The organism is Sphingobium sp. SCG-1 (assembly GCF_002953135.1).
GTDB lineage: Bacteria > Pseudomonadota > Alphaproteobacteria > Sphingomonadales > Sphingomonadaceae > Sphingobium.
Genome location: NZ_CP026372.1, coordinates 2348015 through 2365196, shown reverse-complemented (window position 1 = coordinate 2365196; position 17182 = coordinate 2348015). Strand labels below are relative to the sequence as shown.

Genomic DNA, 17182 nt, shown 5'->3' with positions numbered 1-17182 from the left:
GATTAAGGCGCAGGACCTCGCCGCTGTCAAAGAGAAAACGACGAGACCTGCGCCTCACGCCAACTTAGGAAGTTGATATATTGAGTGTTCGGGACCGGATGCGCTGTCAGTGCCGAACCGCTACTTCACCCTCCCCGCCGATCGGATGCGCCGGCTGGGCGGCGAGATCGTCTTCTTCCGTCCAGTTGATAGCCTCCAGCGGGGCAATAAGCGCCCGTGCGAGCACCTCGTCGACATGGCTCACCGGAATTATCTCAAGGCCCTCTCGAATGTTTGCTGGAATCTCCGCCAGGTCTTTCTCATTCTCGGCCGGGATCAAAACCGTTTTGATGCCACCGCGCAGGGCCGCAAGTAGCTTTTCCTTCAAGCCGCCGATGGGCAGCACACGACCACGGAGAGTGACTTCACCCGTCATGGCCACGTCCTTGTGCACGGCAATGCCGGTCAAGGTGCTGACGATCGACGTCACCATACCCACGCCCGCCGATGGCCCGTCCTTGGGGACCGCGCCTTCGGGCAAGTGGATGTGAATGTCCTTGCGCGTGAAGATGCTGGGCTTGATGCCATAGCCCGGCGAGCGAGCCTTCACATAGGAGAAGGCCGCCTGAATGGACTCGGTCATTACGTCGCCAAGCTTACCCGTGGTCCGAATCGCGCCCTTGCCGGGAACGGTCACAGATTCGATGGTCAACAATTCGCCGCCGACCTCTGTCCATGCCAGGCCGGTGACGGCCCCGATCTGGTTCTCTTCCTCGCTTACGCCATGGCGGAATTTCCGCACACCTGCATAATCGGCAAGGTTCTCCGGCGTGATCACCACCTGGCTATATTCACCCTCGAGAATCTTGCGCAGCGCCTTACGCGCCAAGCGTGCGATTTCACGTTCCAGCGTGCGGACGCCTGCCTCACGCGTATAGTAGCGGATCAGGTCGCGAACTGCGGCTTCGGTGACTTCGAATTCGCCGTCCTTCAACCCGTGGGCTTCGACTTGCTTGGCGACCAGATGGCGCTGGGCAATCTCGACCTTTTCATCCTCGGTATAGCCCTCAAGCCGAATGATCTCCATCCGGTCAAGGAGCGCCTGAGGCAGGTTGAGGCTATTCGCGGTGGTGACGAACATGATCTCAGACAAGTCGACATCGATTTCCAGATAGTGATCCTGGAATTTGCCGTTCTGTTCCGGGTCCAGCACTTCGAGCAATGCCGAAGCGGGATCGCCACGGAAATCCTGGCCGAGCTTGTCGATCTCATCGAGAAGGAACAGCGGGTTCATCGTTCCGGCCTTTTTGAGGTTCGTTACGATCTTGCCCGGCAGCGAGCCGATATAGGTACGGCGATGGCCACGGATTTCCGCCTCGTCCCGCACGCCGCCCAGCGACTGGCGAATAAACTCGCGCCCCGTCGCCTTGGCGATCGAACGGCCAAGCGAAGTCTTGCCCACGCCCGGAGGGCCGACGAGGCACAGGATCGGCCCCTTCAGCTTGTTGGTGCGCGCCTGCACAGCGAGATATTCGACGATCCGGTCCTTGACCTTTTCCAGCGCAAAATGGTCGGCGTCGAGGATTTCCTGCGCCTGACGAAGGTCATTCTTGACCTTCGACCGCTTGCCCCAAGGGAGGCCAAGCAGCACGTCGAGGTAATTGCGCACGACGGTGGCTTCCGCCGACATCGGCTGCATGGTCTTGAGCTTCTTCAGCTCCGCCGTCGCCTTGGCGCGTGCTTCCTTGCTGAGCTTCGCCTTCGCGATCTTCTGCGTCAGCTCGGCCAACTCGTCGGCATCTTCGCCTTCGCCATTGCCCAATTCACGCTGAATCGCCTTCAACTGCTCGTTGAGGTAATATTCGCGCTGGGTCTTCTCCATCTGACGCTTCACGCGGCCGCGGATCTTCTTCTCGACCTGGAGTACGCCAAGTTCGCCCTCCATGAAGGCGAACACCATTTCGAGCCGCTTGACGGGATCGGCCTCCACGAGCAGCGCCTGCTTGTCGGAAACCTTCAGGTTGATGTTCGCCGAGACGGCGTCAGCCAGACGGCTGGCATCTTCGATCTCGCGAAGCTGCACGGGCGTTTCGGCTGGCAGCTTCTTGTTGAGCTTCGCATAGTTCTCGAACTGCTCGGCCACCGAGCGCATCAGCGCGGCGGCCTCGGGCGAGTCGGCAACAACATCCTCGATCGGCGCCACCGTTGCGGCGAGATGATCGGCAAGCGTCTCCAGCTCCTGCAACTGCGCGCGCTGCTTCCCTTCGACCAGCACGCGAACCGTGCCGTCAGGCAGCTTCAGCAATTGAAGCACTGTTGCGATGACGCCGGTATCATAAAGCGCATCGCGGTCGGGATCGTCCTCGGCAGGATCAAGCTGCGAGACGAGGAAGATTTCCTTGTTCGATTCCATCGCCTTTTCGAGGGCAACGACGCTCTTGTCGCGGCCTACGAAAAGGGGAACGATCATCTGCGGAAACACGACGATGTCGCGAAGGGGCAGCAGGGGATAGGTCGTAGTCATCTATTCTCCGTGGCGCGCGTTCAGGCGCCTTCCCAAGCTATATGGGCGCTCATTCCCCGCCGTTCAATCGGCGATCCCCATCATGAAGTTGACGCCTGAACATAGCCTTAAAAAGGAAGCTTGAAGCCAGGCGGAAGCGGTAAGCCACTGGTAAGCTTTCCCATTTCCACGCTGCTGGCCTCATCGGCTTTTTTGCGGGCGTCATTGAGGGCGGCCGCAATCAAATCTTCCAACATCTGCTTTTCGGAAGGCGCGAGCAGGCTTTCATCGATGTTCACGCCGACGATGCGGCCCTTCGCGGTCGCGCGGACCTTGACTACGCCGCCGCCCGACACGCCTTCGACTTCGATATGGTCGAGGGTTTCCTGTGCCTTGGCCAGTTCCTCCTGGACCCGGCTGGCCATGCCCAGAATTTCGTTCAAGTCCTTCATGCGTGTGCACTCCATGGATTGTCATCGGGTTCCAACAACTCAGCTTCCGGAAAAGCTGCCATCGCCGCGCTGACGATGGGTGTCGATAATATTGCCTGCCGCGCTGCATCTTCCGCGGCTTTTTCCTGTTCCCACAAGGTTGGTTCTACCGGCCCGTCCCCGACCATGACCTGCCAGGGTTGCCCGGTTATATCGCTCAAGCGCTTTGAGAGTTCCTGAACGAAGCCCGCGTCCTGCGCACGCTTGGGGCGGATGACGAGTTCCGGCGGGGCGAAACGGACCAGGCCGACTTCGTCATGAAGCGTCACCGCCATGCTGGCGCTGCCGGAACTGCGATCCGCGCGCAGCAGGTCGACTATGGCTGCGAAACTTTGCGGCATGGGTTTGGAAGATGTCGCGGCTGTCGATGGCGACGCGCCATTGGGGAGTGCCGGAGCCGTGGATGCCGGGACACCGCCTTGCAGCAGCCGCGCGAGGTCACTGGGGTCAGGCAGCGTCGCCGCATGCACCGCCCGGAGCAACGCCATTTCGCAGGCTTCGACGGGCAGAATCGCAGTGGCGACTTCGTCATGCCCCTTCAACAGAAGTTGCCACAGGCGATGGAGCGACGAGAAGCTGAGCGCGGATGCCCAATCGGCGAGCGCTTCGCGTTCTTCGGCGGATTGGGCGGGGTCATCTGCGCCGCGTCCCGCTTTCGCCACAGTGATCGCGTGCACCAGTTCCAGCAGCCCGCGCATCAGGGCCAGCGGTTCGACGCCCAAGTCATGCTGTTCCCGCACGGCCGCCAGCATGGGTGCGGCCTGCCCTTCCAGCACTAGGCCGAGCAGCCGACGGACGGAACCGCGATCCGATAGGCCGAGCATATCACGCACCTGCGCCGCTGTGACGAGCAAGCCACCTTCGGAAATATCGGCATGGGCGATCGCCTGATCGAGGATCGAAAGGCCATCGCGGGCGGAGCCTTCGGCGGCCTGCGCGATCAGGGTGAGGGCTGCGGGCTCGGCCTGCACTTCCTCCGCCTGAGTGACGTGGGTGAAATGAGCGGCGAGCTTTTCGGCCGAAATGCGCCGCAGGTCGAAGCGCTGGCAGCGGGACAGCACCGTAACCGGCACCTTGTTCACTTCGGTCGTCGCGAACAGGAATTTCACATGCGCAGGCGGTTCCTCCAGCGTCTTCAAAAGCGCGTTGAAGGCGTTCTTGGAGAGCATGTGCACTTCGTCGATGATATAGACTTTGTACCGCGCCGACACGGCTGAGTAGCGCACGGCCTCTATGATCTCGCGTACGTCGTCCACGCCGGTGTGGCTAGCGGCGTCCATCTCTATGACGTCGATGTGGCGGCCTTCGGCGATGGCGACGCAGGGCTCACACACGCCGCAGGGGTCGATGGTCGGGCCGCCCTGCCCGTCCGGTCCGATGCAATTCAGCGCCTTGGCGATAAGGCGCGCGGTGGATGTCTTGCCGACCCCACGCACGCCGGTCATCAGGAACGCATGCGCGAGGCGTCCGCGCTTGATCGCGTTGCCCAACGTCTGCACCATGGCGTCCTGGCCGATCAACTCATTGAAATTGCGTGGCCGGTATTTGCGGGCGAGAACGCGATAGGGCTGCGAGGAATCGGTCATCAGGTGGGTCTAGCCGCTTGGGTCGATATTGTCGAAGGCGCACCTGCCATCGATCGCGAAATGATGTCGACTGAAGGAATATCGCGAGAGGCGGTGGGAGCCGGAACGACCCGCAGCGAAATCGTTGTGGCTGCTTCCGTCAGGATCTGACCAGGTTGGCGACGACCACGTCCGCCCGACTCCCGCGGCGCATATGGCGGGTTTGGCGGTGCGGCGCAAGTGGTGGAGATAACGCCGAAGCCTAGAGCCCGCTGCGCTTCTCGATCTCGACAAGGAGCGTCATCGCGGCGCGCGTGGCGTCGGCTATGGCAGCATCGGCGTCCCTCGCTTCGACGGTGGGGCGATCCAGATAGATGGCGAGGACATAATCCTTGTCCGAGGGCGAGTGCAGGACCGCGACGTCATTATAGGCAGTACCACAGCTTCCGGTCTTGTCGCCCGCCCGCCAGCCTTCGGGAAGGCCGGCACGGATGCGGGCGTTGCCCGTGGTGCTGCCCTCCAGCCAGCCGCGCAATTGTGCCGCAGCGGCGGCGGGCATGTCCTGAAACAACAGGCGGGACATGACCGTCGCCATGGCCACTGGACTGGTCGTGTCGCGCTCGTCGCCTTGCGCATTCTCGTTGAGCGCGGGTTCGGCGCGGTCGAGGCGCGTCACCGTGTCGCCATGCGCGCGCAGAAAGCCGGTCAGCCCCTCGGGTCCGCCGATGATGGGGAGCAGGATATTTGCCGCGCTGTTGTCGCTCACTTCCACCGCCGCTTTGGCCAGTTCGGCGATAGGCATGCGGCCCTTTTGAGGTTCGCCTTTACCACGGGCGCGTGTTCGAGAATGTCTTCCTTGGTCACGGGCAAAGTGCCGTCCATGCCATAGCGCCCCTTTTCCGCGCCCATCAGCACGGCGGCGGCAAGCGGTGCTTTGAAGGTCGAGCACATCGCAAAGCGCTCGTCGCGGTTGAAGCCGAGGAGCAGCTTGCCTTGTGCATCGACCAGCGCAATGCCGAGGCGGCCGCCGGTCTTCTCCTCGATCTGACGCGGGTTCTTGACGGCGACCGGCTTCGACGCGTCTTCAAGGAAGTCGAGTTTGAGGCGCTGCGGATTGGTCCGCGCCGTCAGCGCTGTCGTCGGCAGGAGCAGGACGGCGGCAAGGAGCATCCGGCGCATGATCCTACATGCCCTGCATATTGTGGCTCTCCGCCGGTATGCGAACCGTGAGGTCCGAAATGGCTTCGGTCAGGACGATCTGGCACGAGAGGCGACTGGTGCGGGTGGCGGAGGCTGCGAGATCGAGCATGTCTTCTTCCGCCTCACTGGCGCGCGGAAGTTGCGCGAAATCGTCGGCCTCTACGATGACGTGACAGGTCGAGCAGGCCATTTGGCCCTCGCAGGTGCCCTCAAGCGGTTGTCCGGCGCCCTGCGCAACGTCCAGCAGGATCGCGCCGTCGGGGGCGTTAATTTCCTGCCGTTGCCTGCCGTCGGCGCTGATGAATGTGACTTTCGTCATGACCCGTGCGCTCCCTGTGCGACGGTCGTCTGATGCGCCGCCGCTTGCGTGATCGCCCTTGCTGCATCCTCCAGTTCCGCGGCGCTTGTATACCGGCCAAAGCCGATCCGCACCGATCCTCTCGCCTCTTTGTCCGATAGGCCGAGGCCATGCAAGACATGACTGGGGCGGCCCGATCCGCTGGCGCAGGCGGAACCCAGCGAAAAAGCGATATTGCGGCAGTCGGAGAGGAGCCGCGCGCCGTCTATTCCGTCGCGGCGGATGTTGAGATTGCCGTGGTAGCGGTTGTCGGTGCTGCCATTGATCGTCCAGCCGTGGAAAAGATCGAGCGCGGCTTTCCAGAGTTTTTCGACGTGAGCGACGTCGGCTTCGCGGTTCTGGCGCATCAGGTCGGCGGCGACGCCGAAGCCTGCGCAAAGGGCGGGCGACAGCGTGCCGGAGCGAAGACCACCTTCCTGTCCCCCGCCGTGGATCAGCGGCGGCAGCGTGAGGCCATCGCGAAGCCAGAGCGCGCCCACGCCTTTGGGACCATGGACCTTGTGGGCGCTGATCGCGATGGCGTCGGCATTTTCGGGCAAGGGCACGCGGCCAAAGCCTTGTACGGCGTCGCAGAGGAACACGGCACCGGCTGCATGGGCGAGGTCGCAAAGCGCATCGACCGGCTGGATCACGCCAATCTCGTTATTGACCAGCATGGCAATGACCAGCGCCGTTTCGGGGTTGATGGCGGCGCGGGCGATGTCCAGATCGACGAGGCCGTCCCGCTGTACGGGAAGCAGGACGGGTTCGTACCCGTCGGCTTCCAGCGCGAGAACTGTGTCACGGACGGCGGCATGTTCCGTCGCAAGGGTGACGATGCGGCGGCGATCGGCGGGTGCGTTGCGGGCAAAGCCGGTGATCGCGATGTTCAGGGCTTCGGTTGCGCCGGACGTGAAGATCAGGCGGCCTTCGGGCAGCGCCATTGCCGACAGGATGCGATCGCGGGCGAGTTCGACTTGTGCGGCCGCCTGGCGACCTGCCCGGTGGGTGCTGTGCGGATTGCCATAGTGATCGCGCAGGAGGGGGACCATCGCCTCGAAGGCTTCGGGCGCAAGTGGGGTAGTCGCCTGATAATCTAGGTAGATCATGCGGCGATGCCTCGCCACGTCGTAACGAAGCGGTCGATTTCAGCGTCGGACGTTTGCGGGCCGAAGCTGACGCGGATGACTTCGCCTGCCGCGGCTTCATCCCAGCCCATGGCCGTGAGGACGTGGCTGGCCTTCAACGTGCCCGATGAGCAGGCGCTCCCTGCCGATACCGAAATGCCCGCCATGTCGAAGCGGATCAACTGCGCGCGAGCGGAGACGCCGGGCATGCGGTAGCTCCCGATGGTGGGGATACGAGGGGCGTTTGCGGCTACTACTTCGCCGCCTGCCTGAACGATGGCGTCATCCAGTTTCGCGCGTAGGATTGCAGCGGTGGCGATCCAGTCCTTCGACGCTTCAAGCGCGGTGGCCATGGCCAGGACGGCGGGCAGGTTCTCCGTGCCCGCGCGATAACCCTGTTCTTGGCCTCCGCTGGGATGGATCTGCGTCAGGTCACGGATCAACAATGCGCCGATGCCGGGCGGGCCGCCGAATTTGTGGGCGCTGATTGCGATCATGTCGGCGGCGGGGAGCGGGAGCTTGCCCGCGGTCTGGGCGCAATCTGCGAACAGGTTCGGGATGTTAGCAAGAGGCTGAATTACCCCGGTTTCGTTATTGGCATGCTGGATCGCGTTCATCGCATCGGGCTGTGGCGCGGTTACGATGCCATCGGGACCAACCGCCAGGCGTTCTGCATCAGGCGTGACGCGCAGGACGGCATCATGTTCGACGGACGACGTAACGATCCGACCCGCCTTGCTGCGAGTCAGGGCGATAGCGATGGATTCGCTCGCGCCGGAGGTGAAGAGGATATGCCCCGGCCAGTCGAGCGCCTTGGCTATCCGCGCGCGGGCATCCTCCAGCTTGGCGCGGGCGGCGCGGCCATCGGCATGCGGGCTGGAGGGATTGGCCCAATGCCTCATGCCCTCCATCATCGCCGCGACTGCCTCCGGCAGCATCGGCGTCGTGGCGGCGTAATCGAGATACAGGCGGTCCTTTGCGGACATTACGGATGGGCTTTCTTGCGCATTACACTCATTGATTGCGAAAAGGGGCGCGGCTTCTATATAGGCGGCGAACCCGCCATAGCCACAGGACAAAGCAGGCCGATCGCGCGCCTGCATCATGTCCCGGCCCAGATAACAAGAGCAAGCGCCATGCCCGACGTGATTTTCCCTGGCCCCGAAGGTCGTCTTGAGGGGCGCTTCAGCCCCCCGCCCCGCCCGCGCGCGCCTGTAGCCATGATACTGCACCCGCATCCCCACGGCGGCGGCACAATGAACGACCGGATCACGCAGGCGTTGTATAAGACGTTCGTTAAGCGCGGCTTTGCAGTGTTGCGCTTCAATTTCCGGGGCGTCGGCCGTAGCCAGGGCGTCTTCGATAACGGCATTGGCGAGCTTTCCGATGCAGCGTCCGCGCTCGATTGGGTGCAGAGCTTTCATCCCGAGGCGCAGACGACATGGATCGCTGGCTTCTCCTTCGGTGCCTGGATCGGCATGCAGTTGCTGATGCGGCGTCCGGAAATCCGCGGCTTCATCTCTGTCGCGCCGCCCGCCAACATGTATGATTTCAGCTTCCTGGCGCCTTGCCCGTCATCCGGCATCATCGTGCAGGGTACGAACGACGAAGTCGTGACTGCGAACGCTGTACAGAAGCTCGTGGACAAGCTGCGCACCCAGAAGGGCATCACGATCCACCATGACGAGATACGTGGCGCGAACCACTTCTTCGAACATGAGCTGGATCAGCTTATGAAGTCGGTGGACAACTATCTCGACATGCGACTGTCGCCGGATTCGCCGATCCGCTGATGGGGCGCGTCGCCTAAAAGGGAAAGGTCATGATCGCCACATTGGCGAACATGACCAGCCCCGCAACCAACATCAGCACAGACTGCTTCCGGTCGCGCCTCTTCGCCAGACTGTAGATGCCGCCGCCCGTCAGCGCGATTCCCGCAAGCATCAGGACGGAGAGTATCGTGCCGTTCATGCGGGTATCGCCTTTGGCAACGCTGCGATGACGAGGCAGAGCGTTGCAAGACCGAGGGATAGCGGCACGCGCAGCACCATCCACCATGACGGCGCGATGCTGAGGCGGACGAGGCGGCGGTCGACCAGCAGCGTCAGCACCAAAGCCAGCGCGATCACGACGAGCGAGGGGCCGGGCCACTCCTGCCCCACGGCCCACGGCCATGCGGTGAAGAAAGCGACAAGCTGCGGGACGACCGCAACGCCATAGAGCCATTGCGGTGCGCCGGGCTGCGCGGCGGCAAAGCCCCACCAGATCCCGCCGAGGAAGGCGAGGATCGTCACAGCGTAGAAGTAGGACATGGCGAGCGCTAGAAACCGCCATTCCAGCCAGCCACACAAAATGGCGGCCAGCGCGGCTATCTGGGGAAGCAACCCGGCAAAGCCAAGGGTGATGGGCAGGCGGAGCGAAGACATGGCGGCTTCATAACGCTCCAAGGTGAAGAGGGAAAGGAAATGACGCCACTCATGCGGCCTTGCTGCAAACGCGACATGGCCAAACGCACACTCCCGCATTAGAGAGGCGGCATCCGAATCACCGTTGACCGCAGGACGCCGATCCCCATGCGCATCGCCATTGCATCCGATCATGCCGCCGTGGAACTGAAGGCGCAGCTTGCCGATTGGCTTCGCGCGGCCGGACATGACGTCGCAGATCTGGGTCCGATGACGGCAGATCGCGTGGATTATCCCGATTTTGGTTACAAACTCGCGACCGCTATCGCGAGCGGCAGTGCCGAACGTGGCGTGGCGCTCTGCGGTTCCGGGATCGGCATTTCGATTGCCGTGAACCGCAATCACGCCTGCCGCGCGGCGCTAGTCTCCGAACCTTTGTCAGCGGCTCTTGCGCGCGAACATAATGATGCCAATGTCATTGCCATGGGCGCGCGGGTGATCGGGCCGGACATGGCGAAGGCTTGCCTTGAGGCATTTCTCTCTACCGATTTCGGCGGTGGGCGTCATGCCGATCGCGTTGCCAAACTGACCTCCCCTGCCCTCTAATTTACCTCGCTCAGAGAAGGATTTCATATGAGCAGCACAGCCACTCTCGCCTCCGCTCCCGAAGCCTCGATCGATGATGTCGACGCGATCCGCGCCGAAGGCTTCTTCACGCGCACCGTCGGTGAGACCGATCCCGTCATCGCCGCCGCCATCGCCGACGAGCTGAAGCGCGAACAGGGGCAGATCGAATTGATCGCATCGGAGAACATCGTGTCGCGCGCCGTTCTGGAAGCGCAAGGGTCCGTGTTCACGAATAAATATGCCGAGGGTTACCCGGGCAAGCGCTATTATCAGGGCTGCGCGCCGTCGGATGCCGTCGAGCAACTGGCTATCGATCGGGCAAAGCAGCTTTTCAATTGCGGCTTTGCCAATGTGCAGCCGCATTCGGGCGCGCAGGCGAACGGCGCGGTCATGCTGGCGCTGACGAAGCCCGGCGACACGATCATGGGGCTTTCGCTCGATGCGGGCGGTCACCTCACGCATGGAGCGAAGCCCGCGCTGTCGGGCAAATGGTATAATGCCGTGCAATATGGCGTCGATGAAACCACGCACCTGATCGACTATGACAAGGTCGAGGCGATGGCGGTGGAAGCCAAGCCGACGCTGATTATCGCGGGCGGATCTGCCTATCCGCGCCATATCGACTTCGCGCGCTTCCGGGCAATTGCGGACAGGGTCGGCGCGATCTTCATGGTGGACATGGCGCACTTCGCCGGGCTGGTCGCGGGCGGCATGCATCCGACGCCGTTCGGTCACGCCCATGTGGTGACGACGACGACGCACAAGACGCTACGCGGCCCGCGCGGCGGCATGATCCTGACCGATGACGAGGCAATCGCGAAGAAGATCAACTCGGCGGTATTCCCCGGCCTTCAGGGCGGGCCGCTGATGCATGTGATCGCCGCAAAGGCGGTAGCATTCGGGGAGGCATTGACGCCTGAGTTCAAGGCATATTCTGCGGCGGTGGTGAAGAACGCGCAGGCTTTGGCGGCGCGTTTGAAGTCGCGTGGGCTGGACGTGATTTCCGGCGGCACCGACACGCATCTCGCGCTGATCGATCTGCGCCCCTACGGGATCAGCGGCAAGGATGCGGACGAGGCGCTGGAGCGCAGCCACATCACCTGCAATAAGAACGGCGTGCCGGGTGATCCCCTGCCCCCGACAAAGACCAGCGGTATTCGCGTTGGTTCGCCTGCGGGAACGACGCGCGGCTTCGGCGTGGCGGAGTTCGAGAGCATCGGCGACATGATTGCAGACGTTCTGGCGGCACTGCGCGACAAGGGTGAAGCGGGAGATCCCGCCGTCGAAGCCGATGTGCGCAAGCGGGTTTCGGCGCTCTGCGCGCGTTTCCCGATCTACGAGGGTTAGGACTTGCGGTGCCCCTTCTGCAGCCATGAAGACAGCCAGGTAAAAGACAGCCGTCCAACCGAGGACAACGGCGCGATCCGACGGCGGCGGCAGTGTGAGGCGTGCGGCGCGCGCTTTACGACCTTCGAGCGGATACAACTCCGCGAAGTTTGGGTGCTGAAAAGCGAGGGGCGACGCGAACCTTTTGAGCGCGATAAGCTGGCACGGTCCATCGGCATCGCCTGCCGGAAGCGGCCGATTGATGCTGTGAAAATGGAGAAACTCGTCTCCGGCATCCAGCGGCAGTTAGAGACCAGTGGCGAGAGCGAAGTGCAGGCCAAGACTATCGGTGAAATGGTGATGGATGGCCTTAAGGGGCTGGATAGCGTCGCCTATATCCGCTTTGCGAGCGTATATAAGGACTTCGGCGAAGCGCGTGATTTTGAGGATTTCGCGAGTACGGTGAAAGAGGTGGGGGGTGAGTGACGCCAGCCCGTTTTTCCTTCCGTTCGCCCTGAGCGAAGTCGAAGGGCCAGGCCGAGCATCGCGAGGCCTACGTAACCAATGAGTTTCTTCGCCTACGTCCTGCGTTGCGCAAACGGGTCTTATTACACTGGCCATTCCGATGATCTTGAAAAGCGAGTGGCGCAGCATCAATCCGGAGAGATAAGGGGCTATACTTACGACAAGCGCCCTGTCGAACTGATGTGGTCTGCCGCTTTTGAGACGCGTGCGGAGGCATTGTCTGCAGAAATGCAGATCAAGGGGTGGTCGCGGAAGAAGAAGGAAGCATTGATTGCCGAGAATTGGGAGCGATTGAAAAGGGCTTCGATCTCCCACGGTGACCTAGCCTCGGCTTCGCTCGACGGAGCCCTTCGACTTCGCTCAGGGCGAACGGATGGTGAGGAAATGCCAGAGGTCACGGCCACCCACCCTATCATCGTCCTCGTCCGGCCGCAGCTCGGCGAGAACATCGGCAAAGCAGCGCGGGCCATGCTGAATTTCGGGCTGACCGAATTGCGGCTGGTGTCGCCGCGTGATGGGTGGCCCAATCCCGACGCTGGTCCGGCGGCGGCAGGCGCCGACATTGTACTGGAGCGGGCGACAGTTTTCGAGACGCTCTCCGAGGCCGTGGCCGATTGCCAGCATGTCTATGCGACGACGGTGCGCAAGCGCGGCGTCACTAAGCCGGTCGTGACGCCGGAGGAAGCCGCGCACGAAATCCATTCGGCTACCGGGCGGAGTGCATTCGTGTTCGGGCCGGAGCGATCGGGGCTGGAAACCGATGACGTCGCGGTCGCGCGCAAGATCCTGACCGTCCCGATCAACCCGGAGTTCGGCTCTCTCAATCTCGCGCAGGCAGTGATCCTGTGCGCGTATGAATGGTCGAAGCAGGCGTCGCTGGTCTCGCCCACGCTCAATGACCTTGGGACGCCCGCGCCGCAGGAGGAACTGGACGGGATGATCGGGCAACTTGAAGCAATGCTGGAGGCTTCAGGCTATTTCTTCCCACCCGACCGAACGCCGGCAACCAAGCGACAATTGCGGACGGTGCTGACGAAGCCAGGCTGGAACAGTCAGGAAGTCCGGACCTTGCGCGGGGTGTTATCGGCACTGGCCAAGTCACGGCCGCGGGGCATGCCCTAACTTTTCAGCCGGTCGAACTCTCTCATCTCGTAAGCGATCGACGCTTCCACCAGCGTCTCCCAGATCGCTGCAACGGCGTCCCCAGGAATGTCCCGCCGTTCCGCCTCAGCCCGCGCATTCGCGATCACCTGCGCTTTGCGATCTTCGTCACGGACATGGCCGCGATCCGGCTTGATCCGCGCGGCGGCGCGCATATAGGCGAAGCGATCGGCAAACAGCGCGACAATGCGCTGATCAAGGGCATCGACGCCTTTGCGTACGTCAGTCATCGTCTGGCAATCTGCAGGGGAGAGCGGTTTCGTCATGCCGCGTTCCTAAGCGGCGGGCGGGATGCTGTCGAGAGCCGAACGCGGGGTTGACATCACTGCCCGCCCCCTTCATAGGCCCGCCTTCGCAATTGGCCCCGCATCCCGGTGAAGCGGTGGCCGCGTCATGCGTAATTCACGTTATGCCATGCCGCAGCGAGTACCGGGATCGACGCTGCCTTTCAGGTGGCCAACGTTGTAGCAATTGTTAAGGAATACATATGTCTAAGCGCCATAGCGCCAAGCACAAACTCGACCGCCGGATGGGTGAAAACATCTGGGGTCGTCCCAAGTCCCCGGTCAACAAGCGTGAGTACGGCCCCGGCCAGCACGGTCAGCGCCGCAAGGGCAAAGTCTCCGACTATGGCATTCAGCTGCGCGCCAAGCAGAAGCTGAAGGGCTATTATGGCGACGTGACCGAGAAGCAGTTCAAGAAGAACTACACGGAAGCTGCCCGTATGAAGGGCGACACCGGCCAGAACATGATCGGTCTGCTGGAGCGTCGCCTCGACGCCGTCGTGTATCGCGCCAAGTTTGCGCCGACCATCTGGTCCGCGCGTCAGATCGTGAACCACGGCCACATCTATGTGAACGGCGTGAAGTGCAACATCGCGTCGCGTCTGGTGAAGCCGGGCGACGAAGTGACGCTGGGCAAGAAGGCGCAGGAAATGGCGCTGGTCATGGAAGCGCAGAGCCTCGCCGAGCGTGATATCCCTGACTATATCGCTCCCGATGGCAGCGCAAAGATCACCTACACACGCGTTCCGACGCTGGACGAAGTACCTTATCCGGTGAAAATGGAACCGAACCTGGTCGTCGAATTCTATTCGCGCTGATCGTTTCGGATCTTCCGATCTACAAAAGGGCGGTTCCTGCGGGAGCCGCCCTTTTTCGTTGTGGGCGCTCCGCGTGGCTGTCACTATAAGTCCATACTCATTCAGGGACTTATATTCATGCGTTCATTCTCTCTCCTGCTCGCCGGAGCAGCAATGCTATCCGTCGCCACGGCTTCGTCCGCTGCACCTGCCCCCGCCATCTCCGTCGATACTATGAAGCGGCTGGTGAAGGAATTGTCCTCCGACGCCTATGAAGGTCGCGCACCGGGTACTGTTGGTGAAGAGAAGGCGCTGGCGCTGCTCGTTGCGGAGTTTCAGAAGCTTGGGTTGAAGCCGGGAAACAAGGGCAGCTGGTTCCAGGACGTGCCGTTGGTGGAGATCACCGCGAAGAACGTCACGCCGCTCAGCTTCACGGGCGGCAAGGCTACGGTCAGCGCAGCCTATGGACCAGAGATGGTCGTCGGCACATATCAGGTCAAACCGCGCATCGACGTCAAGGACAGTCCGGTGGTGTTCGTCGGCTACGGCATCAATGCTCCCGAAAAGGGGTGGAACGACTATGCCGGGCTGGACGTGAAGGGCAAGACCGTCATCATCCTGGTGAACGATCCCGACTACGAAACGCAGGGCCTGGAAGGGCCGTTCAACGGCCGTGCGATGACCTATTATGGCCGCTGGACCTACAAATTTGAGGAAGCGGCGCGGCAGGGCGCGGCGGCGGCTATCATCGTGCACGATACGGTGCCGGCGGCCTATGGCTGGAATGTGGTGCAGTCGAGCTGGACCGGCGCGCAGCAGGTTGCCGACAGTGCGGATGGCAATGCGGGCGACGTACCCGCGATCGGGTGGATCCAGAAGAATAAGGCGCAGGCACTGATGGCGAGCGCAGGCCTGGACCTCGCCACGCTGACGGCGGCCGCGAAGAAACCGGGGTTCAAGGCTGTGCCTGTTGGCGCGGTGAAGGCGTCCGTCTCCTTCGACAACGAAATCCGCAAGCACAAGTCGAAGAACGTCATTGCGATCCTGCCGGGAAAGACCGCGCCGGATGAGTATGTGCTCTACAGCGCGCATTGGGATCATCTGGGACGGTGTGAGGCCGCGCCCGACGGCGACGACATCTGCAATGGCGCGATCGACAATGCCACAGGCACGGCGGCGCTTGTCGCCCTTGCCCAAGCGAACGTGAAGGCCGGGCCGCCTGCCCGCAGCCTGGCGTTCCTTGCGGTGACCGGCGAGGAATCCGGGCTGCTTGGATCGGCTTACTATGGCGAAAATCCCGTCCTGCCGCTCAACAAGACCGTCGGCGGCGTCAACATGGATGCGCTGAGCCTCGCCGGTCCCGCAAAGAACGTGACGGTGATCGGGAAAGGCAAATCGGAACTTGACGCGTATCTGGATCGCGCATTGAAGACGCAGGGCCGTGTCGGGACGCTGGAACCCACGCCGGAAAAGGGCTTTTACTATCGCTCCGACCATTTCAGTTTCGCCAAGCAGGGCGTGCCGATGCTGTATTTTGAGGCCGGCAACGATCTGGTGGAGGGCGGCACCGCTGCAGGCGACGCAGCGGCGAAGGATTATGAAGAGCATCGCTATCATGGGCCCAAGGACGAATATGATCCAAAGTGGGACTGGAGCGGCACTCTGGCGGACCTCAAGCTCTATTACGACGTCGGGCGCGAACTGGCGGAGACGAAGGCCTGGCCCAACTGGGTGCAAGGCGATGAGTTCCGCGCAATCCGCGACAAGAGCCGCGCCGGGCAATAGTTTGGGGCTGTTCTGCAGGCTCCGATCCTGTAGAGGGCGGCTGACTCTCACGCGCTAATCGGAGCCTCCCCATGACGTTTCTTATGCCCGCCGAATGGGCGCCGCATGACTGGGTGTGGATCGGCTTTCCGGGCGATGCCGCCGAGTGGCCTGCCACATTGCCGGAGGCGCAGCGGCAGATCGCGGCCTTTGCCGATGCGGTGCACGCGGGCGGCAGGGGCGAGCAAGTCCGGCTCGTCGCGGCGGACCAGGCGAACGCCGATATCGCGAGGGCGCTGGTCGGCGACGGCGTGGTCGTGCAGGTCGAGAAGCATGGCGATGTTTGGCTGCGCGATACCGGGCCGATCTGCGTGCGCAATGGCGCTGTGCGGGCGCTGGTGGACTTCCGCTTCAACGGCTGGGGCGGGAAATATGTGATGGCGGGCGACGAGGACATCGGCGCACGGTTGGCGGCGCAGACGGACCTGCCCGTGACGAGCGCGCCCTGGGTATTCGAGGGCGGCGCGGTGGACACCGACGGAACCGGGCTGTTCGTCACGACTGAGCAATGCCTGCTGAACCCCAACCGCAATCCGGATCTGGACCGGGGAAAGATCGAGACGCTGCTGGCCGGGAGTCTCGGGTTATCGCACATGCTGTGGCTGGGCGACGGCTTGCTGAACGATCATACCGATGGGCATGTCGACAATCTGGCGCGGTTCGTGGCGCCCGGCGTGCTGGCGGTGCCGGAAGCGACGCAAGCAGATGATCCCAATTCCGGGATCTATGCCGATGCGCGGGCGCGGGCGAAGGCTTATGGGGTCGAGGTGGTCTCGGTGCCCTCCCCCGGCCGCGTGATTGTGGACGGAGAGATCATCCCGGCGAGCTATATGAACTTCTACATCGGCAATGCGGCGGTGGTGGTGCCGATCTACGGACAACCAAACGATCGGGCGGCTTTGGATGCCATTCGTACATTTTTCCCGGATCGGGAGATTGTCGGATTGCGCAGCGATGCCATATTGGCGGGCGGCGGGAGCTTCCATTGCACCAGCCAGCAGATGCCGAGCGCCTGATCCTTCCGGAGCCAA

The 17182-nt window shown here is 62.5% G+C and carries 17 protein-coding genes, 1 other RNA gene and 1 pseudogene; 8 read left to right on the top strand and 11 right to left on the bottom strand.

Annotation, left to right across the window (positions count from 1 at the left end; translation table 11 throughout):
• Positions 1-106: 106 nt before the first annotated feature.
• The 8 genes and pseudogenes from lon to C1T17_RS10785 form a co-directional block, all read right to left on the bottom strand.
• A complete protein-coding gene (gene lon, locus C1T17_RS10820) occupies positions 107-2503 on the bottom strand; it encodes an endopeptidase La (protein WP_104953456.1) in 2397 nt (798 codons plus the stop codon).
• Between the two features lie 107 nt (positions 2504-2610).
• The gene (locus C1T17_RS10815) at positions 2611-2934 is read right to left on the bottom strand and encodes a YbaB/EbfC family nucleoid-associated protein (protein WP_104953455.1); all 324 of its coding nucleotides are present in this window, start codon (positions 2932-2934) and stop codon (positions 2611-2613) included.
• On the bottom strand, positions 2931-4559 hold the full coding sequence (locus tag C1T17_RS10810; RefSeq protein ID WP_104953454.1) for a DNA polymerase III subunit gamma/tau: 1629 nt from the start codon (positions 4557-4559) through the stop codon (positions 2931-2933). The genes C1T17_RS10815 and C1T17_RS10810 overlap by 4 nt, the downstream gene beginning before the upstream one ends.
• An 89-nt stretch (positions 4560-4648) precedes the next feature.
• Positions 4649-4746: signal recognition particle sRNA small type (ffs, locus tag C1T17_RS10805), an RNA gene on the bottom strand.
• A 54-nt stretch (positions 4747-4800) separates the two neighbouring features.
• Positions 4801-5717: pseudogene (gene bla, locus C1T17_RS10800) on the bottom strand (class A beta-lactamase).
• A 4-nt stretch (positions 5718-5721) separates the two neighbouring features.
• Positions 5722-6057: a 2Fe-2S iron-sulfur cluster-binding protein gene (locus tag C1T17_RS10795; RefSeq protein ID WP_104953453.1), complete on the bottom strand. Its 336-nt coding sequence runs from the start codon at positions 6055-6057 to the stop codon at positions 5722-5724.
• Entirely contained in the window at positions 6054-7184 is a 1131-nt protein-coding gene (locus C1T17_RS10790) for a cysteine desulfurase family protein (RefSeq protein ID WP_104953452.1), read from the bottom strand. Before C1T17_RS10790 ends, C1T17_RS10795 begins: the two co-directional genes overlap by 4 nt.
• A complete protein-coding gene (locus C1T17_RS10785) occupies positions 7181-8188 on the bottom strand; it encodes a cysteine desulfurase family protein (RefSeq protein ID WP_104955154.1) in 1008 nt (335 codons plus the stop codon). Before C1T17_RS10785 ends, C1T17_RS10790 begins: the two co-directional genes overlap by 4 nt.
• A gap of 150 nt (positions 8189-8338) precedes the next feature.
• Between C1T17_RS10785 and C1T17_RS10780 the strand changes: the two genes are divergently transcribed.
• The gene (locus C1T17_RS10780) at positions 8339-8995 is read left to right on the top strand and encodes an alpha/beta hydrolase (RefSeq protein WP_104953451.1); all 657 of its coding nucleotides are present in this window, start codon (positions 8339-8341) and stop codon (positions 8993-8995) included.
• Between the two features lie 13 nt (positions 8996-9008).
• Here C1T17_RS10780 and C1T17_RS21315 read toward each other — a convergent pair whose 3' ends face one another.
• Entirely contained in the window at positions 9009-9173 is a 165-nt protein-coding gene (locus C1T17_RS21315; protein WP_189338310.1) for a hypothetical protein, read from the bottom strand.
• Positions 9170-9628, bottom strand: coding sequence for a DUF3429 domain-containing protein (locus C1T17_RS10775; RefSeq protein WP_104955153.1), 459 nt, complete (start codon positions 9626-9628; stop codon positions 9170-9172). The genes C1T17_RS21315 and C1T17_RS10775 overlap by 4 nt, the downstream gene beginning before the upstream one ends.
• Before the next feature lie 147 nt (positions 9629-9775).
• Between C1T17_RS10775 and rpiB the strand changes: the two genes are divergently transcribed.
• The 4 genes from rpiB (at position 9776) to C1T17_RS10755 (ending at position 13207) form a co-directional block, all read left to right on the top strand.
• On the top strand, positions 9776-10213 hold the full coding sequence (rpiB, locus tag C1T17_RS10770; protein ID WP_104953450.1) for a ribose 5-phosphate isomerase B: 438 nt from the start codon (positions 9776-9778) through the stop codon (positions 10211-10213).
• A 27-nt stretch (positions 10214-10240) separates the two neighbouring features.
• On the top strand, positions 10241-11581 hold the full coding sequence (gene glyA, locus C1T17_RS10765; RefSeq protein WP_104953449.1) for a serine hydroxymethyltransferase: 1341 nt from the start codon (positions 10241-10243) through the stop codon (positions 11579-11581).
• A gap of 3 nt (positions 11582-11584) precedes the next feature.
• Positions 11585-12046 carry a transcriptional regulator NrdR gene (gene nrdR / locus C1T17_RS10760; protein ID WP_104953448.1) on the top strand — a complete coding sequence of 154 codons (462 nt, stop codon included), beginning with the start codon at positions 11585-11587 and terminating at the stop codon, positions 12044-12046.
• A gap of 78 nt (positions 12047-12124) precedes the next feature.
• Complete coding sequence (locus C1T17_RS10755) at positions 12125-13207, top strand: TrmJ/YjtD family RNA methyltransferase (RefSeq protein WP_104953447.1); 1083 nt, start codon at positions 12125-12127, stop codon at positions 13205-13207.
• Here C1T17_RS10755 and C1T17_RS10750 read toward each other — a convergent pair.
• Positions 13204-13512, bottom strand: a complete 309-nt coding sequence (locus tag C1T17_RS10750) for a chorismate mutase (protein WP_104953446.1) — start codon at positions 13510-13512, stop codon at positions 13204-13206. The two genes, C1T17_RS10755 and C1T17_RS10750, sit on opposite strands and share 4 nt — an antisense overlap.
• Before the next feature lie 221 nt (positions 13513-13733).
• On the opposite strand from C1T17_RS10750, the gene rpsD reads away from it, so the two are divergent.
• The 3 genes from rpsD to C1T17_RS10735 all read left to right on the top strand — a co-directional run bounded on the left by rpsD (position 13734) and on the right by C1T17_RS10735 (position 17167).
• On the top strand, positions 13734-14348 hold the full coding sequence (gene rpsD, locus C1T17_RS10745) for a 30S ribosomal protein S4 (protein WP_104953445.1): 615 nt from the start codon (positions 13734-13736) through the stop codon (positions 14346-14348).
• A 117-nt stretch (positions 14349-14465) separates the two neighbouring features.
• Entirely contained in the window at positions 14466-16112 is a 1647-nt protein-coding gene (locus tag C1T17_RS10740) for a M28 family peptidase (protein WP_104953444.1), read from the top strand.
• Between the two features lie 71 nt (positions 16113-16183).
• Positions 16184-17167, top strand: coding sequence for an agmatine deiminase family protein (locus C1T17_RS10735; protein WP_104953443.1), 984 nt, complete (start codon positions 16184-16186; stop codon positions 17165-17167).
• The last annotated feature ends 15 nt before the right edge of the window (positions 17168-17182 follow it).